This window comes from Brucella pseudogrignonensis (genome assembly GCF_002252525.1).
GTDB lineage: Bacteria > Pseudomonadota > Alphaproteobacteria > Rhizobiales > Rhizobiaceae > Brucella > Brucella pseudogrignonensis.
In genome coordinates this window covers 171,568-195,586 of sequence record NZ_NNRM01000021.1, presented here as the reverse complement: position 1 = coordinate 195,586, position 24,019 = coordinate 171,568, and the positions used below count along the sequence as shown (strand labels likewise).

Sequence of the window (24,019 nt, the reverse complement as noted above, 5' to 3'; positions counted from 1 at the left end):
TATGAAGTATTTCCATATAATCGTTGATGGCCGCGAGGTTTGGGGTTCTGGTCCGGTCTTGCCCGAGGATGCGACTGAAATGTCGGAAACCGAGTGGCAGGCCGGAATAGACGCTGCACGTATGCAGCCAGCGGCAACGCTCTTACAGATCAAGTCGGCGCTTAAAGTCGGCATTGATGCAGCCGCAGAAGCTGAACGCTTGAAATACATCACGCCCGGCCATGGTCAGGCGATGACGTATCAGCAGAAGGTGACTGAGGCGCAGGCGTTCAAAGCTACAACCAATCCGCAGCCATCAGACTATCCGATCCTATCATCAGAAGTCGGCATCACTGCTGAAACGATTGGCGAGGTTGCAGACGTAGTTCTTGCTGCCTTCGCACAATGGCAGCAAATTGGCGCAATGATCGAAAGCATCCGCCTTGGTGCCAAGCGCGACATTGATGCGGCGGAAGATGAAGCCGCGGCCCGTGCGATTGTTGATGCTATCGTCTGGCCTTCCGCACAGGTGCAGTCATGACGGCGGTTGTGGGCGTGTTGCTTGACGAACTACGCGGCCTCATGTCCGTTGAACATGACGGCACAATCACATGGGACGAGCTGCAGGAGCTGAAGAACAAGTATTTCGGGCCTGATGTCGTGGCTATTGAGGTCTATCCGCCACACAGCAATGTAGTGAATAGCCTGCCAATGCGCCACCTGTGGAAGCTCGGTGCGGGCGAATACTGGCCCGATCTAACCGGCCAAAGGCTGGTTGGCGATCTGACGTTGCGCGATAGGGAAATCCTCACTCGAACCGAACTGGAGTTTCATCAGCAGAAAAAGGCAGAGCTGGTCGAGCGCGAATTTGAGGAAAGACGACAGTCGATGAAACGCGGAGCGCGCCGTTCTGATCATCGGTTCAAACTGAACAACTGAACGCATCTCGGCTGAAAGCCGAACTAGGGACGGCCACGTCAATTCGTGGCGGCGGGCCATTCCGGCAAGAGCAACCCGCCCGACAGCCATCCAAGATAACCGTCGCATCCTTGCCCTTTCGGGCAATTGGTTTGTGACCGATTCTCTTAGGAACGTACATGAGCCAGAAGGCCGATTTCACATCCTTCGATCCTGTTTCGCCGCCCGCCGCCTATATCGGAGGCAAGCGGCAGCTTGCAAAGCGCATCTGCCAGAAGATCGATACTATCCCGCATTCGCTTTATGCCGAGCCGTTTGTCGGCATGGGCGGAGTGTTCTTCAGACGTACAGCCGCGCCCCGCGCCGAGTTCATCAATGACCGTTCGAAAGACGTGGCAAACCTGTTTCGCATTCTCCAGCGTCATTATCCGCAGCTTATGGACACGCTTCGGTTCCAAATTACGAGCCGCTCGGACTTCGAACGCCTGACTGTTACCGATCCGGACACACTCACTGATCTGGAGCGGGCAGCGCGCTTCATCTATCTTCAGCGCCTGACGTTCGGAGGCAAGGTGGCTGGAAGATCATTCGGCATCAATTACAGTGGCTCATCGCGCTTCAATTTGACGACGCTCGCTCCATTGCTTCAGGAGGTTCATGAGCGGCTTGCTTCGGTCGTTATCGAGAACCTGGACTGGCAAGCTTTCATCGATCGATACGATAGACCAGAAACGCTGTTTTATCTTGATCCGCCTTATTGGGGCACGGAAGGCGTTTATGGTAAGGAACTATTCGGCCGGGATCAGTTCGAAATCTTGGCTGAGCGCCTCGGCCGCATCAAAGGCTGGTTCATCCTGTCAATCAATGACGTGCCGGAAATACGGTCCATCTTTTCGGCCTTCAATATTGAAGGCGTTGACCTGACCTACACGGCAGCTGGCGGAAAAGGAAAAGCCGTCAAGGAACTCATTATTATGAACGGAGCTTGAGGCGCTCTTTAAGCTACCTTCAATGAGCCTTCCGCTCAGTTCTTTGACATCGTAAAACTGTTGCCACTCGATCTTGCGCGCGCTGCCACGCGATTTTGCGCGCTACACGTGCTATTCTTCGTTAAGAATGTGCATATGCGCGGACAATCCAAGCAAACATGCTCGTAGCATCAACGTCGGTAGATGAGCTGATCGATCTTCGCGCTTGAAGTACTGTGCGCGTATTCAATCGAATTTTACGCAACAAAAAAGGCCGGGGCAAAAATGCACCGACCTTCCTGATCATCAATGTCTACCAGTGCCAGTACATCCGTGGTCAAAAGCTTGAATTGATGAAGGCTATTGCGAGCGACAGACGCGTTCCAGCGCTCATCAGCAAAGCCTATAAACAGAGGTATAAGAGAGCATTGTGTTCAAAGAAAGTCTGCTTGCTGAAAAATCACGTTCTTAGATCGCGCTTCAATAAAGCGCCTACTCCAAGGCACGCGATAATCAGCAACCCACCGATTCCATAAGCCAGAACATCGAGCCAATCCGGCGTCGCTCCCAGAATGATCCGCAGCGCTCGGTTGCTGATTTCAATACCGAATACTTTGGACAGATATTGCCCGGCCTCAACCGCCACGCCTACAAAAAATGCCGCCAGAGCCAACAAAACTCGGTTTCCGTCAAGCACCGTACGGAATGCAAAGTAGACGAAGATTACAGCAATAACATCGCCTAAGAAGCTTCTTATCCAGCCAAGGCCAGCGCCTGCGGTCGCCAACAGCAAAAGACCAAAGAAGATCATGATCGTGATGACCAGCGCCGATTTCGAAAATTTGAACTGCACCAAAGCTTCCTAATTGCGGGACGACGGACGTGTATTTCAGCCTGAAACGATGGAATCGAAATCTACCATTCCGGCAAAGCGTGCAGCGCGGACTTTGCCGAATTTGCTTTCATCAACAACCAGATGTTTCTGCAGCGCGCGCTGCATCGCCATCTGCTTTACCGGCACCTCATGAAAATGCGAGCAGGTTACTCCGTGTTGCTCATCAACACCGCCTGCCGACAAGAAAGCCTTGTTGATATTGACGCGCTTGAGAACTTCGATGCCTTCATCACTTGAGAAAGACGCGGCTTCCGGGTGGTAAACCCCACCGAGCACGATGAGCCGGACATCATCCCGGCGCGATAGAATCTCGGCGATATTCAGCGAATAACAGACCACGGTGATGTGCTGGTTTTGCGGTATTTGCTGCGCGAGATATGGCGTTGTGGTGCCACAATCGATAAAAACGGTGTCATGCGCTTCTATAAGTGCTGCAGCTGCCGCACAGGCTTGCGCTTTTGCATTGGCATGGCAATCTTTTTCAAGATCAAAGACATAATCGCTGCCGTTACCGTTATCCTGCACAGGAATAATGTAACCACCCAAACAATTGAGCGGCCCGGAATCTGTCCCGATATCGCGGCGAATTGTCATTTCCGAAACGCCCAGCCGCGTGGCTGCATCGCGAAGACGCAGCACTCCCGCTTCCTCAACAAGAGCCGCAAGTTCGGCAATCCGTTCGTCTTTACGACTGATCCTGCTCACTGATTCCCCATTTCGGTTGCGGTTCACCCCCGTTTAGCTTGCCACATCAATTGGTGCAATTGCGATGGTGCATACTTGACAGGTCAAACAGAAATATGAAACGATCCAAACATAATGATCGGATTGTAACATTATAGTTCGCATTATCGGGAGGATCTGACAACAGGAATTTGCAGCAGGCCAGAAAGCTTCAGGCAGCCTGCGCCAAGAAAGAGGAATTTGCGACTTATCCAGTGTTGATGGTCGCAATGGAGGAGACACTGATGTCAGCAGCAGTCTGCAAAGCATCAGCGTAAAAATCAGTAGTCACCAATCTCGCCTGCGCGGATGCGTTTTTGGCGGGGGCTATTCGTTTCCAGGGAGGAAATACCGGTGAAGAAGTTTATCGCGTCCATGGCTATTGCCGCGTCTGTTACGATGTCTGTTGCCGTGCCACATGCTTTTGCGGAAGGTGTCGTCGATACGTCGAAAATCAATAAAGACCTCATCACGACGGCAAACGACAAGAAATATACGATCGCGACAGTTGTGAAGGTTGACGGGATTGCCTGGTTCGACCGTATGCGTGACGGCGTTGAGCAGTTCAAGGCCGATACCGGCAATGACGTCTGGATGGTTGGTCCAAGTCAGGCAGATGCGGCCGCTCAGGTTCAGATCGTCGAAAACCTTATTGCACAGGGCGTTGACGCTATTGCCATCGTGCCGTTCTCGGTCGAGGCTGTGGAACCAGTCTTGAAGAAGGCTCGTGAACGCGGCATCGTCGTTATCAGCCATGAAGCTTCCAACATTCAGAATGTCGACTATGACATCGAAGCTTTCGACAATAAGGCCTACGGCGCCAACCTTATGAAGGAACTCGGCAAGTCGATGGGCGGCAAGGGCAAATATGTTGCCACCGTTGGCAGCCTGACCTCGAAGTCACAGATGGAATGGGTTGATGGTGCCGTTGAGTATCAGAAGGCCAATTTCCCGGAAATGTCACAGGCGACTGAACGTCTCGAAACCTATGACGATGCAAATACCGACTACAATAAGCTCAAGGAAGCGATGACCGCCTATCCGGACATCACCGGTATTCTGGGCGCGCCAATGCCTACTTCAGCCGGTGCCGGTCGTCTGATTGCTGAAGGCGGACTAAAGGGTAAAGTCTCATTCGCTGGCACCGGTCTTGTGTCGGTTGCCGGTGAATACATCAAGAATGACGATGTTCAGTATATTCAGTTTTGGGACCCGGCAGTCGCTGGCTATGCCATGAATATGCTGGCCGTTGCAGCTCTTGAAAAGAAGAACGAGCAAATCAAGGCTGGCCTTAATCTCGGTCTGCCTGGCTATGAAAGCCTGATCGCTCCCGACGCTTCGAAGCCAAATCTGCTCTACGGCGCGGGCTGGGTCGGCGTGACCAAGGAAAACATGGATCAGTACGACTTCTAATCGTTGCTGAACAGGAGAAAGAGGCCCCCGCCTCTTTCTCCCCATTCCATCTGCATTTGCAGCCTTGCACGAGGCCTCTATGACTGAAAATCTGATCGAATTGCGCCATATCGGGAAGCGCTTTGGCGGCGTGAAAGCACTGGACGACGTGTCCTTTGCCATCAAGCCCGGCGAAATTCACTGCCTAGCTGGCGAAAACGGCTCTGGCAAATCCACTGTAATCAAGATCATGTCCGGTGTTTACACACCCGAAGACGGCGAAATTCTGATCGACGGCAAGACGGTCGGCAAGCTCGATCCTGTCAAATCCGTACATCATGGCATTCAGGTGATTTATCAGGATTTCTCGCTGTTCGGGAACCTGACGGTCGCGGAAAACCTCGCGATCAATACATTTCTCATGGAAGGTCGAAAAGCTGTCGATTGGAAGCGCGTGCGCGAACTTGCGCAGCAGGCGCTTGATCGTCTCGGTGTTCAGATGGATCTGGATGCCGATGTGGATAGCCTGCCAACATCCGGCAAGCAGATCGTAGCAATAGCGCGCGCCGTTATGGCCGATGCGCGGCTTTTGATCATGGATGAACCAACCACTGCGCTTACCCGACATGAAGTCGACGCGCTGTTCAAGATCGTGCGCGATATTCAGGCACAGGGCATCGCTGTGCTGTTCGTCAGCCACAAGATGCGCGAAATGCTGGAAATCAGCGAGCGGCTGACTGTTTTCCGCAACGGCAAGAAAGTCGCGGAAGGCCCGATTAACGAGTTTGACGAACCGGCGATCACCCGCGCCATGACGGGCCAGGAACTGACAGCACACAGCTACCAATGGGTTGCCCGTGACAGCGCCACCAGTGTCCCGAGCCTTGAGGTCGACAATCTCTCGGTTCCAGGTTCAGTGGAAAAAGCCAGCCTCACGCTTCATGCAGGCGAGATTGTTGGCATTTCCGGCCTGATCGGTTCTGGCCGTACCGAGCTTGCCTTGGCTCTCTTTGGAATGAAGCCTGGCTTTACCGGTAATGTGCGGATCGACGGCAAGCCCGTTCACCCCAAAACCGTGCAGGAAGGTATTGCCTGCGGCGTTGCTTATGTGCCGGAAGATCGTCTTACGGAAGGGCTGTTCCTCACCCAGTCGATTGAGCGCAATATCATTGTGACGTCGATTGAGAAATTCGTACGCGGCTTGTTCATCAATCGCAAAAAGGCCGATGCAACGACGCGCGACATGTTCTCGGCAATGAATATTGTTGCGCCCGGCCCGCATACACCCGTCAACCATCTCTCCGGCGGCAACGCGCAACGCGTTGTGTTGGCGCGATGGCTTTTGACTGGCGCTAAAATCCTGATCCTCAACGGGCCAACGGTTGGCGTTGATGTGGGTTCAAAGGCTCAGATTCACAACATCATCCACAAACTCGCACAGGATGAAGGTCTGTCCGTTCTGATGATTTCCGATGATGTGCCGGAGCTGGTTCAGAACTGTAATCGTGTGCTGGTGATGCATCGTGGACGTTTCGTCGATGAACTCTCCGGTGAAAACATGACTGAAGACGCCGTCAATGACCGGCTCAAGACGTTGAATTGAGGAACCGGCACATGAAATTCATTCGCAGTACCGAATTCATCATTGCCTGTGTGCTTCTCGCCGCAATGATTATCATTGGTCTTATCAACCCCGCCTTCTGGTCACTGGATAATATTTTCGGGCTTCTACGTTCCAATGTCGTGATCGGCATCATGGCGCTTGGCGTTCTGCTGGTGATGATTTCCGGCGGCATCGACGTATCGTTTACGGCCTTTGCTATTGCGGCAATGTATCTGACCGTCCGCGCTATGGTTTACCTTGGCTATGATGGTGTGTTCATTCCGTTTGTCGCGGCAACGCTTATCGGCTTGCTGCTCGGTGCCTTTAACGGCTTCATCATCCATCGCTTCAAGATGATCCCGCTGATCGTGACGCTCGGCACCGGCTCCATTGTACGCGGCCTTGTGCTGGGTCTCGTTGGCACCAGCATCGTCAATATCAACAAGATGCCAAAAGAGCTGATCGAGTTTGGCAAGACGGACGTAATTTCGCTCACCTCAGCCTCCGGTACAGCCTTTGGTCTGACCGCGATGTTCCTCGTCTATCTCACGCTTGCATTGCTGATCCACCTGATACTCAGCCATACGATGATCGGACGCAGTGTTTATGCCTATGGCGGCTCGCCGGAAGCCGCAAAGCGCGTCGGCTTTAACACGCGCCGCACGATCTTCTTCGTTTATTGCGTGGCGGGTGCCTTGGCAGGTTTTGCGGGGCTGCTGCATTCATCCATGATCTGGCTTGCCAATCCGCGCGATTTTGTAGGCCTAGAACTCGATGTGATCGCAGCCGTGGTTCTCGGTGGCGCCTCGATTTTCGGCGGACGCGGAACGGTACTCGGCACACTCATGGGCGTCTTCATGCTCGTGATGGTCAAAAACTCGCTCATCATCATGAAGGTCGACACCACATGGCAGCGTGTCGTTGTGGGCCTCATTATCATCGCAGCAACCGCCATCACGGCGTGGCGTGATCGCAAAAGCATCGCCTGAAGGGAGAAAGCGACATGAAACAGTCTTTCGACATGCGCCGCATCCTTGGCGGAGACAACAATATCATCCAGCTCGTTGTGATCACCGTGCTCGTGTTCGCGCTGATGACCTGGATGAACCCGGACAAGTTCCTGCGCTACTACAATTTTGAATCAATCAGCTACATCATGCCGGAGCTGGGCATCCTCTCCATCGCCATGATGATTGCCATGTTGACGGGCGGCATTGATCTTTCGGTCGTCGGCATTGCCAATCTGGCGGGTATTGTCGCTGGCGTCTATTTCCATTCATCCATGGTGCAGGCAGCCCAGACTTCAGGCTCTGGAATGTTATTCTACACGGTCATTGGTATCCTGCTTGCGATACTCATCGGGCTTCTATCAGGCCTTGTGAATGGATTGCTGATCGCCAAGCTGCGCATCACGCCGATCCTCGCAACACTCGGCACAGGCCAGGTTCTGATGGGACTGGCGCTGGTGCTTACCGGTGGGCCTGCCATCGTTGGTTTCCCAGATGCTTGGAACTGGGTAGGCAATGGCAAGATCATGGGCATCGCCACGCCTTTCCTTCTATTCATTGTGGTCTGCATTCTCGTCGGAATTTTGCTGACCCGCACCACGCTTGGTATCAATCTGATGCTGATCGGCACCAACCCGCGCGCAGCCGTGTTTGCTGGCATCCGCAAAGAACGCATGATCCTTTATTCCTACATGCTGACGGGCGTTCTCGCTTCGCTTGCGGGCATCATTTTGTCGGGACGTACCAATGCGGCCAAATCCGATTACGGCGCATCCTATCTGTTGCAGGCGGTTTTGATCGCCGTGCTTGGCGGCACGAATCCGGCAGGCGGCAAGGGGCGTGTGCTGGGCATCGCAATCGCGCTGATCGCTCTCATGCTTCTTTCCTCCGGCTTTCAGATGATGCGGTTCTCCAACCACCTGATCGACTTCATCTGGGGTGCGTTCCTCATCCTCGTTATCGCGATCAATGCTTCGCGCAATCAAGGCAGGTGATCTCAAATGCAGGATATTGAATTTCATCTTCGTCGTCAGGACTTTGTCGAACAGCCGCATGTCATTGCCAGTGCAGACGGGCTGAGTGTGACGGCATTTCGCTATCCAAGCGGTATTGAAGCTCTGCTGATCGAAAACGAGCGCGGCAATATCATTGTGCTTCCATTCATGGGGCAGATGGTATGGGGCGCAGAGTTCGACGGCATTGATCTCACCATGGGCAACAGCTTCTCCATGCCGCGCCCGGCAACAACCATCGTCGAGACTTACGGATGCTTTGCTTTTCACAGCGGAATCTTGCGCAATGGCTGCCCTTCACCGCAGGATAATCACCTTCTGCATGGTGAGATGGCCTGCGCAAAGATGGACAAGGCAGGGCTTTTATTCGGAGCGGATGAACATGGCAGCTTTGTCGAAGTCACTGGCGAATATGAATATGTCATGGGCTTTGGCGCGCATTATCTCGCTCGGCCAAACGTTCGGCTTCATGCGAAGGAAACGCTCTTCGACATCACCATGGATGTTGAAAACCTGTCATCGGCTCCGATGGAGCTGATGTATATGTGCCACGTCAATTTCGCCTATGACGAAGACGCGCGCATTGTGCAGCCGGTCGCCTTTACACCAGATCAGGTGCAGGTTCGCACGGCCGTTCCGGGCCATGTGACGCCCAATGACGATTACCTCTCCTTGATTGATGAACTGGCCGCAGATCCTTCCGTGATGGAAGTGCTCGATGAGCCGGAGCGCTACGATCCCGAGCAGGTTTTCTACATTCGTGGCTTACCGTCCGATGCCGATGGCAAGACCCATCAGATGATGCAGTTAGCCGATGGTGACGGCTTTGCGATCTCCTATCCGGTTGAGGCTTTCCCGAAAACCGTGCGGTGGATTCTCGTCAACGGTGATGCGCAGGTTGCAGCCTTTGCCCTGCCATCCACTTGCGAGCCGGAAGGCTATCTCGCCGAAAAAGCCAAGAACAATGTGCGGATACTGGCGTCGGGTGAGCGCGCCATCTTCCCCGTGCGCCTTGGCTATCTAGATCAGCCTGCCGCCGAACAGTTTGAAGCCAAGATCAGGGCACTCTGAAATTTCAAAGGAACTTCTTATGACCAGAAAGATCGGAGTGGTCGGCTCCAACATGGTGGATCTCATCACCTATGTGAACCGTATGCCTGGCCCCGGCGAGACGCTTGAAGCACCAACGTTCGAAATTGGCTGCGGCGGCAAGGGGGCAAATCAGGCTGTTGCAGCTGCACGCCTCGGTGCCGACGTGATGATGGTAACGCGTGTTGGCGACGACGTCTTTGCCGATAATACGATCCGCAATCTCAATAGCTTTGGCGTCGATACGCGACACGTTCTCAAGGTATCGGGCAAGTCGAGCGGTGTAGCCCCCATCTTCGTCGAACCTTCAGGCGAAAACTCGATCCTGATCGTCAAAGGTGCAAATGCAGACCTCCTGCCCGCCGAAGTCGATAAGGCTGCCGATGATCTGAAGGAATGCGGCCTGATCCTCATGCAGATGGAAGTGCCGGTCGAGACCGTCTACCACACCATCGCTTTTGCAGCTGAAAACGGCATCGAAACCATTTTGAACCCTGCGCCTGCGGCGGCTGATCTTGATCCGGAACGCATCCGGCAAGTGACCTTCCTCGTGCCCAACGAGAGCGAGCTTGCTCTTTTGTCTGGCCTACCAACCAGCACGGATGATGAGATTGTCGTTGCCGCCCGCTCGCTGATTGCGCGTGGGATCCGCACGGTCATCGTGACACTGGGCGGACGTGGCGCACGCATGATTACCGCAACTGAGATCGTCAATATCCCGCCGGTCAAAGTCACACCGAAAGATACGACAGGCGCAGGCGATGCTTTTATCGGCTCGTTTGCACGCTTTTATGCAGAGACCGGCGATGTGGAAGCGGCCCTTCGCAAAGCCTCCCTTTATGCCGCTCATTCCATCACCCGACCCGGCACGCAAAAGGCTTATGCCAGTGCCGATGAATTTGAAACGTTCTGCCGTGACCACGCGCCTTTGATCGAACGCGCCTAAGTGCTCTTGAACGTCAACAAACCTCACAGACGGACAATACAATGACCGAAACCCTTCCCCGCAATAATGGCACGCCGCTCAAGCCTGAATGGTTTGAAGATGTTGTCGTGAACCGCAGCGCCTCGGAACGTCGCGCTGCAACGCTGCCAGCGCGACGTTCGATCAAGAAAGAATATCAGGCAGCATGGCTTATCCGTGCAATCCAGTGCATCGACCTGACTACGCTCGCCGGTGATGATACTGCCGGACGTGTGCGCAGGCTTTGTGCCAAAGCGCGCCGCCCCGTGCGCGATGACATTCTTGAAGCCCTCGGCCTGCTTGATGCAGGCATAACCACCGGCGCAGTCTGTGTTTATCCGACCATGGTGTCCCATGCAGTCAAAGCACTGGAGGGCTCCGGCATTCCCGTAGCCTCTGTGGCAACAGGTTTTCCGGCAGGCCTGACACCTTTGCCATTGCGCCTTGCAGAAATCACCTATGCGGTTGAGCAGGGTGCGCACGAAATCGACATCGTCATTACCCGCGAGCATGTGCTGACACAAAACTGGTCCGCGCTTTATGACGAAATTGCCGCCATGCGCGAAGCCTGTGGCGAGGCGCATATGAAGGCCATTCTCGCAACCGGTGATCTCAACACGCTCACCAATGTTTATCGCGCCTCGATGGTTGCGATGCAGGCGGGCTCTGATTTCATCAAGACCTCGACCGGCAAGGAAGATGTCAACGCGACGCTGCCCGTCAGCCTTACCATGGTGCGGGCATTGCGGGATTACGGCGAGCTATCCGGGCAGATCGTCGGATTCAAGCCTGCCGGTGGTCTCAAGACCGCCAAGGACGCACTCGCTTGGCTCACGCTCATGAAAGAAGAGCTCGGCAATCGCTGGCTTGAACCCGATCTTTTCCGCATCGGCGCATCATCAATGCTCGGCGACATTGAACGACAACTAGAGCACTTCGTGACCGGACGCTATTCGAGCGCCAATCGTCACGCCGCTGCTTAAACTTGGCATTTCGCATTCTCCTACTCAAACGCTCACGCAGTTTTGCTGGAAATGCTCGTAAGGAACATAAAATGCGACCCATCAAGGACATTCTGAAGACCATGGAATATGGACCTTCCCCTGAAGCAAACGGCGATGTGAAGCAGTGGCTGGAACAGCATGGCCATTCTTTCGGTCATTATATCAACGGCGCTTTCGTCAAACCGGAAGGTCGCAAAACCATTGCCGTGGCCAATCCTGCCAATGGCGACAAGCTTGCCGAGATCACACTTGGAACGCAGGAAGACGTCGATCAGGCTGTGAAAGCTGCGCGTGGTGCCTTTGGCAAGTGGTCAAAGCTATCCGGCCATGAACGTGCAAAATATCTTTATGCAATCGCCCGCCATATCCAGAAGCGAGAACGCTTCCTCTCGGTTCTGGAAACCATGGATAATGGCAAACCGCTGCGTGAAACGCGCGACATCGATATTCCGCTGGCAGTTCGTCATTTCTACCATCATGCCGGTTGGGCAGAGATGGTTGAAGATGAGTTCAAGGGCTTCTCACCGGTTGGCGTTTGTGGTCAGGTGATCCCTTGGAACTTCCCATTGTTGATGCTGGCGTGGAAGATCGCGCCAGCCTTGGCTGCTGGCAATACGGTGGTGCTGAAGCCTGCTGATCTCACACCACTGACTGCTATCGCTTTTGCAGAAATCTGCCACGAAGTTGGCCTGCCTGCCGGTGTCGTCAATATCGTACAGGGCGATGGCACAACGGGTGCGAGCGTCTGCGGTCATGACGGCGTCGACAAGGTTGCTTTCACCGGCTCGACACAAGTGGGCCGCATCATCCGCGAACAGATTGCAGGTTCCGGCAAGAAGCTCTCGCTGGAGCTTGGTGGCAAATCGCCCTTCATCGTATTTGAAGATGCTGATCTCGATGCCGCTGTTGAAGGTGTCGTCGACGCCATCTGGTTTAACCAGGGCGAAGTCTGCTGCGCGGGTTCGCGTCTTCTGGTGCAGGAAGGCATTGCCGATCGCTTTTATGCCAAGCTGAAAAAGCGGCTTGAAAGCCTGCGCGTCGGTGATCCGCTCGACAAATCCACTGATGTTGGTGCCATTGTCTCGCCTACTCAGGTGAAACGCATATCCGATCTGATCCAGAAAGGTATCGATGAAGGCGGACAACTCTGGCAGACGCCTCATCCGCTGCCTGCCAAGGGTAATTACATTGCGCCCGGTTTTTTCACTGAGGTCGATCAGGCGGCAACGGTCTGTCAGGTGGAAATCTTCGGACCAATCGCCGCCGCCACAACATTCCGCACGCCAGATGAGGCTGTGGCACTCGCCAACAATACGCGTTATGGCCTTGCCGCATCCATCTGGTCGGAAAACATCAATGTTGCGCTGGACCTCGCGGCTCGCGTGAAGGCCGGTGTTGTCTGGATCAACTGCACCAATATGCTGGATGCAGGCGCAGGCTTTGGTGGCTATCGCGAAAGCGGATACGGCCGTGAAGGCGCACGCGAAGGCCTTTACGAGTATCTTGCAGCCGATTGGGAAAAGGGACTGACTTCTCCAAAGGCTGTCGAAAATTTCGCACCATCTGCGGCGCCGTCAGGTGAAGACAAGATCGTCATCAATGGCATTGACCGCACGATGAAGAACTATATTGGCGGTAAGCAGGCTCGTCCTGATGGTGGTTATAGCTATTCGGTTACAGGCAAAGGCGGCGCAGTTATCGGTCAGGCTGGCATTGGCAACCGCAAAGATATCCGCAATGCGGTTGAAGCTGCGGCTAAAGCATCAAGCTGGGGCAGCGCCACCGCCCATAACCGGGCACAGGTGCTTTATTATCTGGGTGAAAACCTCGATGCACGCCGCGACGAATTTGTGGCTCGCCTCGTTGAGAGCACTGGTGTCAGCGAAAAGAAAGCGACCGAAGAAGTCGAAGCATCCCTGCGTCGCATTTTCTATTATGCGGCACAGGCCGACAAGTTCGACGGCGCAGTACATTCAACCAAGTCGCGTCATGTGACGCTCGCCATGAACGAGCCATGGGGTGTGATGGGCGTTGTCTGCCCCGATGAAGCTCCGCTTTTATCGCTGGTCTCACTTGTGCTGCCTGCCATTGCGATGGGTAATCGCACAGTTGTCGTGCCATCAAGCCATCATCCGCTGATTGTTGGCGATTTCTATCAGGTGCTCGACACATCGGATGTGCCGGGTGGGGTAATCAACATTGTCACCGGCGAGCGTGATGTCTTAGCCAAGACATTGGCTGAACATGATGAAGTGGCAGCCCTTTGGTACTTCGGTTCTAAGGAAGGCAGCGCGATGGTTGAAAAGGCTTCTGCCGGAAATCTCAAGGCCACTTGGGTCAATAATGGCCGCCTGCCTAACTGGAACAATACCAGCGAAGCACAAGGTCGCGATTACTTGCGCAGAGCTGTTCAGGTCAAAAACATTTGGGTGCCATACGGCGCTTAAAAAGAAAGGCCCGGTCAATCGACCGGGCCTTTCAGTTTCAAACAATCAAGCGGCACTTTCAAAGCCGGATTACATATTCTTTGCGCGTAGTTTCAATAACGTCCCAGGTACCTTTGAAACCCGGCTGAATAACAAAACTATCGCCTGCTTTAAGCGTACGTGCTTCGCCGCCCTCTTCCGTCAAAACCGAGTGGCCTGCCAGAATATGGCAAAACTCCCATTCGTCATATTCTACGCGCCATTTTCCGGATGAGCTCTCCCATATGCCTGCGAATAGCTTGCCGTCGGTACTTTCCTCGAAGTTCCACGTAAGAAACCGCGGATCGCCCGAAAGAACGCGCTCCGGCAAAGGAGCGCTTTCTTCTGGTTCCACACCATCGATATCAAAGCTGAGGAATCGGCTCATCGCATCAAACCTTGCCGAGTGCCTGCTCGATATCAGCGATGATGTCATCGGCGTCTTCAATGCCAATGGACAGACGAACAACGTCAGGACCTGCGCCCGCCGCGACCTTCTGTTCGTCAGTCAGCTGACGATGCGTCGTTGATGCCGGGTGAATAACCAGCGAACGCGTGTCACCGATATTGGCGAGAAGCGAGAACAGCTCAAGGCTATCAACAAACTTGACGCCCGCTTCATAGCCACTCTTCAGACCGAAGGTGAAAACCGAGCCAGCGCCCTTCGGCGAATATTTCTGCTGCAGCGCATGATATTTGTCATGCGGCAGTCCTGCATAATTTACCCAGGACACTTTTTCGTGCCCATGCAGCCATGACGCAACTTTCAATGCGTTATCCGCGTGGCGCTGCATACGCAGTGGCAGCGTTTCAACGCCTGTCAGGATCTGGAATGCATTGAACGGTGAAATGGCCGGGCCAAAATCACGCAGACCGAGCACGCGCGCCGCAATGGCAAACGAGATATTGCCAAAGGTCTTATGCAATTCGAGCCCTGCATAGTCTGGGCGCGGTTCAGTCAGAAGAGGATAATTGCCGGACTTGGCCCAATCAAATGTGCCAGCGTCAACCAGAATGCCCCCCATCGAATTGCCATGACCGCCGATGAATTTGGTCAGCGAATGCACGACGATATCCGCGCCGTGCTCAATCGGGCGTACCAGATAAGGCGATGCCAGCGTATTATCTACGATCAGTGGCAGACCATGCTTGTGTGCAATTTCGGCAATCGCTTCGATATCGACGACGATTCCACCCGGATTGGCAAAGCTTTCAATGAAGATTGCGCGTGTTTTGCTATCGATCTGCTTTGCAAAATCGGTCGGGTTGGTCGCATCAGCCCAACGGACCTGCCAGCCGAAAGATTTGAACGACTGACCGAACTGGTTGATCGAACCGCCGTAAAGCTGGCGCGCTGCGATGAAATTATCACCCGGCTGCAGCAGTGTATGGAAAACAAGCAGCTGTGCAGCATGACCGGAAGCCGTCGCAACAGCCGCCGTACCACCTTCAAGTGCCGCAATGCGCTCTTCCAGAACGGCTGTGGTTGGATTTGTGATGCGCGTATAGATATTGCCAAAAGCCTGCAGGCCAAACAGAGATGCGGCATGATCTGCATCGTTAAACACGAAGGATGTGGTCTGATAGATCGGTGTGGCCCGCGCGCCCGTGGTTGGGTCAGGCTTCGCGCCTGCGTGAACTGCGAGTGTTTCGATCCCTGGTGAGCGCTTAGACATGAGTTCCTCCTGACAGCCTATGCCAAATAATGTGACCGGACGTTAGGCTTTGCTTGAAAGAAAGCAAAGGAGGAACTTGCTCCGAGCGACACAATTAAAGAAATTAATTCCGTGGTTTACGGTCAACCAATCAGACGCGGGTACTCGATAGCTGGACACCGATCCATCACAACCTTCAAGCCAGCTTCTTCAGCCTTTTTTGCAGCCTCTTCATGCACCACATCAAGCTGTGTCCAAAGAACGGCCGGGCGATGTTTTAAGGTGAGAATTTCATCCACAATACCGGGAAGTGAATAGGACGCGCGAAACACGTCCACCATATCAATCGGCTCATTGATGTCGGCAAGCTCGGCTACGACTTGCTGCCCGTGGATGGTCTTTCCCACCTGCCCCGGATTAACGGGAATGACGTGATAGCCACGATCCAACAGAAACTTCATGACACCGTTGCTCGGCCGCTCCGGTTTTGGCGAAGCACCAAGCAAAGCAATCGTTTTGACCGACTGCAGAATATCGAGAATCTCGTAATCTGAAGACATCTGCATAACGTTCCTCCAATGCCATTGCGGCTTTTATTGTAAGCATACAGAAACACAGGCTTGCAAGACCGGCCGTACTCCCCCTATTCCTTATTACAAGGGAGAGAAGATGAACATCAGCACCGCACACCATACCGGCTTGAGTCCCGTCATGAGCATTGAAGATTTACAAACCTTCATGGAGCGCGAATTTCCGCAGCTTGGTGAAAGCTTTAAGATCGTGTCGGTCAGCGAGGGTGCTGCGATCATGCATCTTCATGCTGACGAACAACATTTACGACCGGGCGGCACTGTATCAGGCCCTTCTCTCTTTGCCCTGGCTGATGTGGCGGCTTACGCAGCGATTTTAGGTCATATCGGGCCTGTAGCGCTGGCGGTCACGACCAACCTCAACATCAATTTTCTCCGCAAAGCCGATCCAGGCATAGTCGAAGCCGTGGCACGGATTCTCAAGCTCGGAAAGCGTTTGGCCGTTTTGGATATAAGCCTTACAAGCACCACAACAGGTGAGCTTATTGCACACGCAACCGCGACTTATTCCATTCCACCACGATAAAAAGATACGGTATTATAATACCAATATCATAAGTCTTTGTTTTTATTGATATTTTAAAAGATTGCGGTAAAAACAGCGCTTGACGGCCCGTCAGAGTTTGTGTATCGACCCGCCCAGCACGTATGGAAGCCCGCTTTTATACGTTCTTACGGTTGGCCGTCGTCACGATTGGTACGACCAACACAAGCAACAAGAAAAGCCCGGATCGCAAGATCGGGGATTAAGTCAAGGAAGACTTCAATGGCAACTTTTTCTCAGAAGCCAGCCGAAGTGGTGAAGAAGTGGATTCTGATCGACGCAGAAGGTCTCGTCGTCGGTCGTCTCGCATCCCTCGTCGCCAATCGCCTGCGCGGTAAGCATAAAGCAACCTTCACCCCGCACGTTGACGATGGCGACAATGTCATCATCATCAATGCAGACAAGGTTGTTCTGACCGGCAAGAAGTACACCGACAAGGTTTACTACTGGCACACTGGCCATCCAGGTGGCATCAAGGAACGTACTGCTCGCCAGATTCTCGAAGGCCGTTTCCCGGAACGCGTTCTTGAAAAGGCTATCGAGCGCATGATCCCACGCGGTCCTCTTGGCCGTCGCCAGATGAAGAACCTGCGCGTTTACGCAGGTGCAGAACATCAGCATGAAGCTCAGCAGCCAGAAGTTCTGGACGTTGCAGCGCTGAACCGCAAGAACAAAGGGAATGCATAATCATGGCTGAGCAGCTCAACTCGCTCGAAGAACTCGGCAGCGTAGCCGTTGAACAAGCCGCTCCGGTTCACGTTCAGAAGATCGACGCTCAGGGCCGCGCTTACGCGACCGGCAAGCGTAAAGATGCGATTGCTCGCGTTTGGGTCAAGCCAGGTTCTGGCAAGATCACAGTCAACGGCAAAGAATTCGCTGCGTATTTCGCACGTCCGGTTCTGCAGATGATCCTGCAGCAGCCAATCGTTGCTTCGAACCGCGCTGGTCAGTTCGACGTTGTCGCAACTGTTGTTGGCGGCGGTCTTTCCGGTCAGGCCGGTGCTGTTCGTCACGGCATCTCCAAGGCACTCACCTACTACGAACCAGGCCTTCGCACGGTTCTTAAGAAGGGTGGCTTCCTTACCCGTGATAGCCGCGTTGTTGAACGTAAGAAGTACGGTAAGGCCAAGGCTCGCCGTTCGTTCCAGTTCTCGAAGCGTTAATACGCTTCAGGCCAGTTCTCGAAGCGTTCATATTTATCGCTTTGGAATTACAGAAAAGCGGGCCTTCGGGTCCGCTTTTTTGTTATTGATCACCGGATTGTAAAGCTGGAAACAATAAATGCCGTCGCAACGCTTCGCTCATACACCCCAACCACCCTACTTCGTTGTTTCGTTTTCGTCGCAACGTCTGGGCGATGATGATGGCTATGGTAAAATGGCCGACCGCATGGCGGAGCTTGCTGCAAAGCAGCCCGGCTATATTGGCGTTGAGAGTGCGCGCGATGCAGAAGGTTTCGGCATTACCAATTCATTCTGGGTGGATGAAGATAGCATCCGAGCATGGAAGCGCGACGTCGATCATCTTGTGGCACAAAAGCTTGGTCGCCAGCAGTGGTATGAAACTTATTGCGTTCGCATTGCGCGTGTAGAACGCGCTTACGGGTTTGAAGATAGAGGGCGTCGCACTTAATCGTAATCATTATGATCGCCCCATCTTTTTTGATTTTAAGCATATCGTTATCGGAAAACCGGTTCCCACTTTTCCGCGACATGCTTTAAAACCGCATAAAGCAATCTCCCATTTTGCTTCGTGAAGCGCTATGAGAGTTGAGACACCATCCGGGAGCCGGCCATGCCTTCTAAGACGATTGACCATGCTTTCACCGCTCGCAGCCTGACAAGTGCTGCCACCGACCCCACCCATGCGGGTGTGCTGTCGTTTATGCGGCGTCTTTACAGTAAATCGTTGAAAGGTGTAGAAGCAGTGGTCTGGGGTATTCCATTCGATGCGGCGGTCTCTAATCGTCCGGGCGCACGGTTTGGTCCGCAGGCCATTCGGCGTGCATCGGCAATTTTCGACAATGATCCGCAATATCCATTCGAGCGCGATCTGTTCGAAGACCTTGCTGTCATCGACTACGGTGATTGCCTGCTTGATTATGGCAATCACTATAAGACGCCAGCTACTATCGAGCGGGAAGCCGCAAAAATCCTCAAATCAGATGCATTTTTGCTAACGCTTGGCGGCGATCATTTCGTGACGTGGCCCCTGCTTAAAGCCCACGCTGCAAAATATGGCCCGCTGGCGCTCGTTCAGTTTGACGCACATCAGGATACGTGGTTCGACGATGGCAAACGCATCGATCACGGCTCTTTCGTCGCGCGTGCCGTTCGTGACGGGATTATCGACCCCGAACATTCGATCCAGGTCGGTATTCGCACACATGCGCCGGAAGATTGCGGCATCAAGATCATTTATGGTCACGAAGTCGAGGATATGTCGGCGCAGGCAATTGCTGACGAAATTCTCAAGCGTACCGCAGGCAAGAAGACCTATCTGACTTTCGACATTGATTGCCTCGACCCGGCCTTTGCGCCAGGAACAGGCACACCTGTTGCCGGTGGCCCTTCGTCTGCAAAAATGCTTTCCGTGCTTCGTAAGCTCACTTCGCTTGATTTTGTGGGTGCGGACGTTGTTGAGGTTGCACCGGCTTATGATCATGCTGATATAACGGCAATCGCAGGTGCCACAATCGCAATGTATTATCTTGGATTGCTGGCTGAACAAAAAGCACGACGACGATAGATAAAGCTCAGAAACTGATTCAAGTGGCTGAAAAATCGATTCCGAATATTGATGTAACTTTCTGAAATCTAAAGGCAAAGCGCATGAAACCGAAAATCTTCATCGACGGCGAACACGGCACAACTGGTCTGCAAATCCGCAGCCGCCTTGCCGAGCGCGACGATCTTGAAGTTATTTCCATCCCGGAAGCCGAGCGACGCAACAAGGATTTGCGCGCCGACTATCTGCGCGCTGCCGATATCGCGATCCTCTGCCTGCCGGACGATGCTTCCAAGGAAGCTGTCACACTGCTGGAAGGTCACAACTCGACCCGCATCATCGATACCTCGACCGCACATCGGGTACATGCCGACTGGGCCTATGGTTTTGCAGAGCTTGCAAAAGGACAGCGTGAGCGGATTTCTGAGGCACGGCTCGTTGCCAATCCCGGCTGCTATCCGACAGGTGCAATCGCATTGGTGCGCCCATTGCGCGACGCTGGCCTGCTGGCTGCGGATTATCCGATCAGCGTCAACGCGGTTTCCGGCTATACGGGCGGCGGCAAGCAGATGATCGCGCAGATGGAAGACAAGAACCATCCAGAGCATCTCGCAGCCAATAACTTCCTTTATGGCTTGTCGCTGCACCACAAGCATGTGCCGGAGCTTCAGTTGCATGGCCGTCTGGATCGTCGTCCGATTTTCAGCCCAAGCGTGGGCCGTTTCCCGCAGGGTATGATCGTTCAGGTTCCGCTGTTTGTTACCGAGCTTGAAGGCACTCCATCGCTCAAGGATATTCATGCCGCTCTGACTGCACATTACGCCGGTCAGGATATTGTGGAAGTGGTTTCGCTTGATGAAAGCAGCAAGCTTGCGCGCGTCGATGCTGAGGAGCTTGCAGGCAAGGATGGCATGAAGCTGTTCGTGTTTGGCACGGAAGGTGACAATCAGGTCAATCTCGTGGCGCTGCTCGACAATCTCGGCAAGGGTGCTTCGGGTGCCGCTGTTCAGAACATGAATCTGATGCTTGGAAAAGCCTAATGACGGAAAGGCCGATATTCCCTGCCGAATGGAATATCGGCTCTTTTGAGCCACTGGCTGATACACATTCAAGCCTCGTCTGGAAAGTCGAACGCAACGATTATCCAGACGACGTTTTTGTTATCAAGCAGCTGAAGCCTGCAGGCATGGAAGAATTGCGTGGCGCGCATTATCTTTCATGGCGTGACGGTCACGGCGCTGCAAAGCTTTACGATCTCAAAGACACGTCGATGCTGCTCGAATATGCGGGCAGCTATCATCTTGATCAGCACCTGAAGAACGGTAAAGACGGCGAGTGCCTGACAGTTTTCGGTGAGGTTCTGGCTGCACTGCATCAGCCTTCTCCCGCTGCCGTTCCCACTGATCTGCAGCCTTTGGATAAGCATTTCGCAGGTCTGTTTGCAGTCGCCAATGAAAGCCCGGTCTATGCGGAAGCCGCATCCCTTGCCCAACGCCTTCTGTCATCGCCACATAGCGTCATTCCGCTGCATGGTGATATTCACCACGAGAACGTCATTTTTGGGCCGCGCGGGTGGCTGGTGATCGATCCCCATGGATTGATAGGTGATGCAGCATTCGATGCCGCCAATATCTTCTACAATCCGCTTGATCGCGATGATCTGTGCCTTGATCTTCAACGCGCAAAGCACATGGCCGAGCATTTCGCGCCAATCCTCAAACGCGATCCGGCCTATGTTCTGGATTATGCTTTTGCTTATGGCTGCCTTTCGGCGGCGTGGCACCGTGAAGACGGCAATGATGCCGATGAAGCGCGGGAGCTGAAAATAGCCTCTGCGCTACGAAGCCTGCGCCTGACGGCTTAGGCTTGGACCCCTTCATAATAGGCCCGAAGCCTATCCCTCGTAAGCGCCCTTCGTTGCGCGCCAATGCGCCACAGCAAAGGCCAGCACCATCAGCGCAACAAACTGGTGTGTGAGACCGAGATCAAGTGGAACGCTCATCAGAAGTGTTGCAATGCCGATAGCCGCCTGTACCAGTATCAGGCCCAGCAGAACGATGGTCCGGCGCGCATGGGTGGTTGCAGCTGCGTTTTTCCAGACCTGCACAGCATGAAGCACAGCCAGAACCAGCACCGTATAGGCAAACATCCGGTGAACGAACTGCACGGTCTTTGGATTTTCAAACAGGTTACGCCACCAAGGCGACTGTATGAACAGATCTGACGGAATGATCGCACCGTCCATCAATGGCCAGGTGTTATAAGTCAGACCGGCATGAAGACCGGCAACCAGACCGCCAAGATAAATCTGTATCAGCACCGCAAATACCAGCCAGCCTGCGAAACGCTGGATAGACCGTTCCGCCGGGCGTTCGGTATATTTCACCAAACCGCGGGCGATGTAGAACACCGCCGTTATGATGACGCAGGCTGTGGTCAGGTGGATCGCCAGGCGATACTGGCTGACACTTGTGCGTTCGCTCAGGCCCGATGCAACCATCCACCAGCCGATTGCGCCCTGAAAACCGCCCAATGCAAGCAGACCGAGCATACGATATTTCAGTGTCGTGTTAAGACGGCCCGTAAGCCAGAAGAACGCAAGCGGCACCGCCACCAGAAAGCCCACGAAGCGGGCCAGCATACGATGCGCCCATTCCCACCAGAAGATGAACTGAAACTCTTCAAGGGCCATGCCCTTGTTAATCTGCTGATATTGCGGAATCTGGCGGTACTTATCGAATTCTTCCAGCCATTCTGCATGATTGAGTGGCGGAATAACGCCATGGATCGGCTTCCACTCGGTAATCGACAGGCCCGAGCCTGTCATGCGGGTGGCGCCGCCGACCATGACAATGGCGATCAGAACGACAAAAACCGCATAGAGCCAATACCGGATCAACCGACGATTTGTATCATCGCGGGATCTTGTTGCGCCCTGCCCTTCATGTCGAACGGTAACTGCCGCCATGCCATCTCTTCCTTCAATATTTAGTCAGGGATACATGCCGCATAGGCGAAGAGGTTACAAGACAGGTTCACGCGACATGCCGACGCGTTTTCGCTTCCTTTGCGCGTGCTCACGAGCTAGTGAAGACAGGACAGAGGAGAAAGACATGCCCGTTCGGCTGAAAAAACTCATTGGCACGTTTCTGCTGGTAGCCCTTGTGATTATCTATGCAGTTTTTGCAACGATCATCGCTGTAGCCCAGCTCGCCAATTCACCGGCATGGGTACATCTGCTCTACTTCCTTCTCACAGGTCTTTTATGGGTTTTACCAGCCATGGGTATTATCTGGTGGATGGCACAACCTCCGCGCCAAAAACGTCACTGATTATTTTGCGGGGGCGGGTCGAACGTGACTGACAAGGCAACAGTTAGCCTGACACCGCGGCTCATCACCGATTATGAGCAGTTGCGCGATATCTGGTCAAAACAGGATGCCGTCCACGGGAATGCTCAAAGTTTTGACTGGATCGACTGCTGGCGCAGGCAAGTTAATGCGGATAGCTTTGTAGCGGGTCTTTTTGCTGGCAACGAGCCCATCATGCTATTGCCATTGGAAGCCCTAAGAATGAATGGCGCACGCGTTCTGCGCTATCCCGGTGGAAGCCACGCGAATTGCAATTTCCCATGGCTTGACGGTCAGGTTGATTACGAATCAATCGAAAATCTTGTGACAGCTATACGCAAAGCGCGCCCAGACGTGGATGTGCTTTCACTGACGCGGCAGCTACCGTCCTTATCTGGGCGCGATAATCCGTTGTTACAGACGAAGAGCGCAGAGAACCCTAATCCGGTTCTTGCGGCATCTATCACTTGCAGCTTTGAAAGCGTGCTGGAGCGCAGCAACGCCAAGCGTAAACTTAAAAAACATCGTCAGCATGGTCGGCGCTATGAAGAAGCTGGCGGATGGCGGATTTATAGGCCTGAATCTCGTCTGCAATCTGAGCAGGCGCTCGACGCATTCTTTGCACTCAAAGCCCACCGTTTTAAACAAATGGGAATAAGCGACCCTTTTGCAGAGGCAAACATTCAGGCCTTCTTCAAACAGCTTTATAGCCATGCTGCAGAACAGCAATCTCCAAATTTCGAACTTCAGGTTCTGGAGGTGAACGGCAAAATCCGTTCGCTTATTGGCAAGAGCATCTCGAAATCCGGGCCAACCGTCGAGTTCAGCGCCATTGCCGATGATGAGTTGATGACCGCCAGCCCCGGCGAGTTTTTGTTCTACGAAGATATCAAGAAAAACTGCGAGAGCGGACGAGACATCTATAGTTTCGGTATCGGCGATGAGTCCTATAAGCGGGAATGGTGCGATATCCAATCCAGCATCTACGACACCATCATTCCGCTGACTGCAAAAGGCAAAGCATTCACTGTATTGCAATCAGCAAGAAGCAAGATGGTTGCTGCAATCAAGGGCAATCCGCGCCTATGGCAATTAGCAAAGACTATGCGGAGCAAATTGGCCCGACGCTGAGA

26 protein-coding genes are annotated in these 24,019 nt (G+C 53.6%); 20 read left to right on the top strand and 6 right to left on the bottom strand.

The genetic code is table 11. The features are described from left to right. Nucleotide 1 precedes the first annotated feature (1 nt). From CEV34_RS12850 to CEV34_RS12840, 3 genes are all read left to right on the top strand, one after another. Nucleotides 2-520: a hypothetical protein gene (locus tag CEV34_RS12850; protein WP_094543721.1), complete on the top strand. Its 519-nt coding sequence runs from the start codon at nucleotides 2-4 to the stop codon at nucleotides 518-520. Beyond that, nucleotides 517-918, top strand: a complete 402-nt coding sequence (locus tag CEV34_RS12845; RefSeq protein WP_235819043.1) for a DUF7694 domain-containing protein — start codon at nucleotides 517-519, stop codon at nucleotides 916-918. The genes CEV34_RS12850 and CEV34_RS12845 overlap by 4 nt, the downstream gene beginning before the upstream one ends. A gap of 158 nt (nucleotides 919-1,076) precedes the next feature. Beyond that, the gene (locus tag CEV34_RS12840; protein WP_094543720.1) at nucleotides 1,077-1,886 is read left to right on the top strand and encodes a DNA adenine methylase; all 810 of its coding nucleotides are present in this window, start codon (nucleotides 1,077-1,079) and stop codon (nucleotides 1,884-1,886) included. A gap of 439 nt (nucleotides 1,887-2,325) precedes the next feature. On the opposite strand, the gene CEV34_RS12835 is transcribed toward CEV34_RS12840, so the two are convergent. Both CEV34_RS12835 and CEV34_RS12830 read right to left on the bottom strand, forming a co-directional pair. Continuing rightward, complete coding sequence (locus CEV34_RS12835; protein ID WP_094543719.1) at nucleotides 2,326-2,718, bottom strand: ribosomal maturation YjgA family protein; 393 nt, start codon at nucleotides 2,716-2,718, stop codon at nucleotides 2,326-2,328. Nucleotides 2,719-2,754: 36 nt separating this feature from the next. Further along, nucleotides 2,755-3,465 carry a DeoR/GlpR family DNA-binding transcription regulator gene (locus CEV34_RS12830; protein WP_007874534.1) on the bottom strand — a complete coding sequence of 237 codons (711 nt, stop codon included), beginning with the start codon at nucleotides 3,463-3,465 and terminating at the stop codon, nucleotides 2,755-2,757. 372 nt (nucleotides 3,466-3,837) lie between these two features. On the opposite strand from CEV34_RS12830, the gene CEV34_RS12825 reads away from it, so the two are divergent. From CEV34_RS12825 to CEV34_RS12790, 8 genes are all read left to right on the top strand, one after another. Continuing rightward, on the top strand, nucleotides 3,838-4,896 hold the full coding sequence (locus CEV34_RS12825) for an autoinducer 2 ABC transporter substrate-binding protein (protein WP_007874533.1): 1,059 nt from the start codon (nucleotides 3,838-3,840) through the stop codon (nucleotides 4,894-4,896). A gap of 79 nt (nucleotides 4,897-4,975) precedes the next feature. Beyond that, nucleotides 4,976-6,478 (top strand): sugar ABC transporter ATP-binding protein, encoded by a 1,503-nt coding sequence (locus CEV34_RS12820; protein WP_007874532.1) that lies wholly within the window; start codon nucleotides 4,976-4,978, stop codon nucleotides 6,476-6,478. Nucleotides 6,479-6,489: 11 nt separating this feature from the next. Continuing rightward, nucleotides 6,490-7,467 carry an ABC transporter permease gene (locus CEV34_RS12815; RefSeq protein WP_094543718.1) on the top strand — a complete coding sequence of 326 codons (978 nt, stop codon included), beginning with the start codon at nucleotides 6,490-6,492 and terminating at the stop codon, nucleotides 7,465-7,467. Nucleotides 7,468-7,481: 14 nt separating this feature from the next. Next, entirely contained in the window at nucleotides 7,482-8,480 is a 999-nt protein-coding gene (locus tag CEV34_RS12810) for an ABC transporter permease (RefSeq protein ID WP_007874530.1), read from the top strand. 6 nt (nucleotides 8,481-8,486) lie between these two features. Next, nucleotides 8,487-9,569, top strand: coding sequence for an aldose 1-epimerase family protein (locus CEV34_RS12805; protein ID WP_007874529.1), 1,083 nt, complete (start codon nucleotides 8,487-8,489; stop codon nucleotides 9,567-9,569). A gap of 19 nt (nucleotides 9,570-9,588) precedes the next feature. Continuing rightward, nucleotides 9,589-10,533, top strand: a complete 945-nt coding sequence (gene rbsK, locus CEV34_RS12800) for a ribokinase (RefSeq protein ID WP_007874528.1) — start codon at nucleotides 9,589-9,591, stop codon at nucleotides 10,531-10,533. Between the two features lie 41 nt (nucleotides 10,534-10,574). Then, nucleotides 10,575-11,534 carry a deoxyribose-phosphate aldolase gene (deoC, locus tag CEV34_RS12795; RefSeq protein WP_007874526.1) on the top strand — a complete coding sequence of 320 codons (960 nt, stop codon included), beginning with the start codon at nucleotides 10,575-10,577 and terminating at the stop codon, nucleotides 11,532-11,534. Nucleotides 11,535-11,605: 71 nt separating this feature from the next. Beyond that, a complete protein-coding gene (locus CEV34_RS12790) occupies nucleotides 11,606-14,002 on the top strand; it encodes an aldehyde dehydrogenase family protein (RefSeq protein ID WP_162699642.1) in 2,397 nt (798 codons plus the stop codon). Between the two features lie 58 nt (nucleotides 14,003-14,060). Here CEV34_RS12790 and CEV34_RS12785 read toward each other — a convergent pair whose 3' ends face one another. From CEV34_RS12785 to CEV34_RS12775, 3 genes are all read right to left on the bottom strand, one after another. After that, complete coding sequence (locus CEV34_RS12785) at nucleotides 14,061-14,408, bottom strand: cupin domain-containing protein (protein WP_007874518.1); 348 nt, start codon at nucleotides 14,406-14,408, stop codon at nucleotides 14,061-14,063. 4 nt (nucleotides 14,409-14,412) lie between these two features. After that, a complete protein-coding gene (locus CEV34_RS12780) occupies nucleotides 14,413-15,696 on the bottom strand; it encodes an O-acetylhomoserine aminocarboxypropyltransferase (RefSeq protein WP_007874516.1) in 1,284 nt (427 codons plus the stop codon). A 122-nt stretch (nucleotides 15,697-15,818) separates the two neighbouring features. Further along, the gene (locus CEV34_RS12775; protein WP_094543717.1) at nucleotides 15,819-16,241 is read right to left on the bottom strand and encodes a CoA-binding protein; all 423 of its coding nucleotides are present in this window, start codon (nucleotides 16,239-16,241) and stop codon (nucleotides 15,819-15,821) included. A gap of 103 nt (nucleotides 16,242-16,344) precedes the next feature. On the opposite strand from CEV34_RS12775, the gene CEV34_RS12770 reads away from it, so the two are divergent. The 7 genes from CEV34_RS12770 (at nucleotide 16,345) to CEV34_RS12740 (ending at nucleotide 21,400) form a co-directional block, all read left to right on the top strand. Next, nucleotides 16,345-16,791: a PaaI family thioesterase gene (locus CEV34_RS12770; protein WP_007874513.1), complete on the top strand. Its 447-nt coding sequence runs from the start codon at nucleotides 16,345-16,347 to the stop codon at nucleotides 16,789-16,791. Nucleotides 16,792-17,031: 240 nt separating this feature from the next. After that, nucleotides 17,032-17,496: a 50S ribosomal protein L13 gene (gene rplM / locus CEV34_RS12765; protein WP_007874511.1), complete on the top strand. Its 465-nt coding sequence runs from the start codon at nucleotides 17,032-17,034 to the stop codon at nucleotides 17,494-17,496. 2 nt (nucleotides 17,497-17,498) lie between these two features. Next, complete coding sequence (gene rpsI / locus CEV34_RS12760) at nucleotides 17,499-17,972, top strand: 30S ribosomal protein S9 (RefSeq protein ID WP_007874509.1); 474 nt, start codon at nucleotides 17,499-17,501, stop codon at nucleotides 17,970-17,972. A 118-nt stretch (nucleotides 17,973-18,090) separates the two neighbouring features. Further along, a complete protein-coding gene (locus tag CEV34_RS12755; protein ID WP_007874508.1) occupies nucleotides 18,091-18,441 on the top strand; it encodes an antibiotic biosynthesis monooxygenase family protein in 351 nt (116 codons plus the stop codon). A gap of 162 nt (nucleotides 18,442-18,603) precedes the next feature. Next, entirely contained in the window at nucleotides 18,604-19,557 is a 954-nt protein-coding gene (speB, locus tag CEV34_RS12750) for an agmatinase (protein ID WP_007874506.1), read from the top strand. Between the two features lie 83 nt (nucleotides 19,558-19,640). Further along, nucleotides 19,641-20,576, top strand: a complete 936-nt coding sequence (gene argC / locus CEV34_RS12745; RefSeq protein WP_007874504.1) for an N-acetyl-gamma-glutamyl-phosphate reductase — start codon at nucleotides 19,641-19,643, stop codon at nucleotides 20,574-20,576. Then, on the top strand, nucleotides 20,576-21,400 hold the full coding sequence (locus tag CEV34_RS12740) for an aminoglycoside phosphotransferase family protein (protein WP_007874502.1): 825 nt from the start codon (nucleotides 20,576-20,578) through the stop codon (nucleotides 21,398-21,400). Before argC ends, CEV34_RS12740 begins: the two co-directional genes overlap by 1 nt. A 30-nt stretch (nucleotides 21,401-21,430) precedes the next feature. Here the strand turns inward: CEV34_RS12740 and CEV34_RS12735 are convergent, their stop codons facing one another. After that, nucleotides 21,431-22,504 carry a COX15/CtaA family protein gene (locus tag CEV34_RS12735; RefSeq protein WP_094543716.1) on the bottom strand — a complete coding sequence of 358 codons (1,074 nt, stop codon included), beginning with the start codon at nucleotides 22,502-22,504 and terminating at the stop codon, nucleotides 21,431-21,433. Between the two features lie 145 nt (nucleotides 22,505-22,649). On the opposite strand from CEV34_RS12735, the gene CEV34_RS12730 reads away from it, so the two are divergent. Together CEV34_RS12730 and CEV34_RS12725 are read left to right on the top strand one after the other, a co-directional pair. Continuing rightward, on the top strand, nucleotides 22,650-22,868 hold the full coding sequence (locus CEV34_RS12730) for a DUF2842 domain-containing protein (protein ID WP_007874498.1): 219 nt from the start codon (nucleotides 22,650-22,652) through the stop codon (nucleotides 22,866-22,868). Nucleotides 22,869-23,246: 378 nt separating this feature from the next. Continuing rightward, nucleotides 23,247-24,017 (top strand): GNAT family N-acetyltransferase, encoded by a 771-nt coding sequence (locus CEV34_RS12725; RefSeq protein WP_235819042.1) that lies wholly within the window; start codon nucleotides 23,247-23,249, stop codon nucleotides 24,015-24,017. The last annotated feature ends 2 nt before the right edge of the window (nucleotides 24,018-24,019 follow it).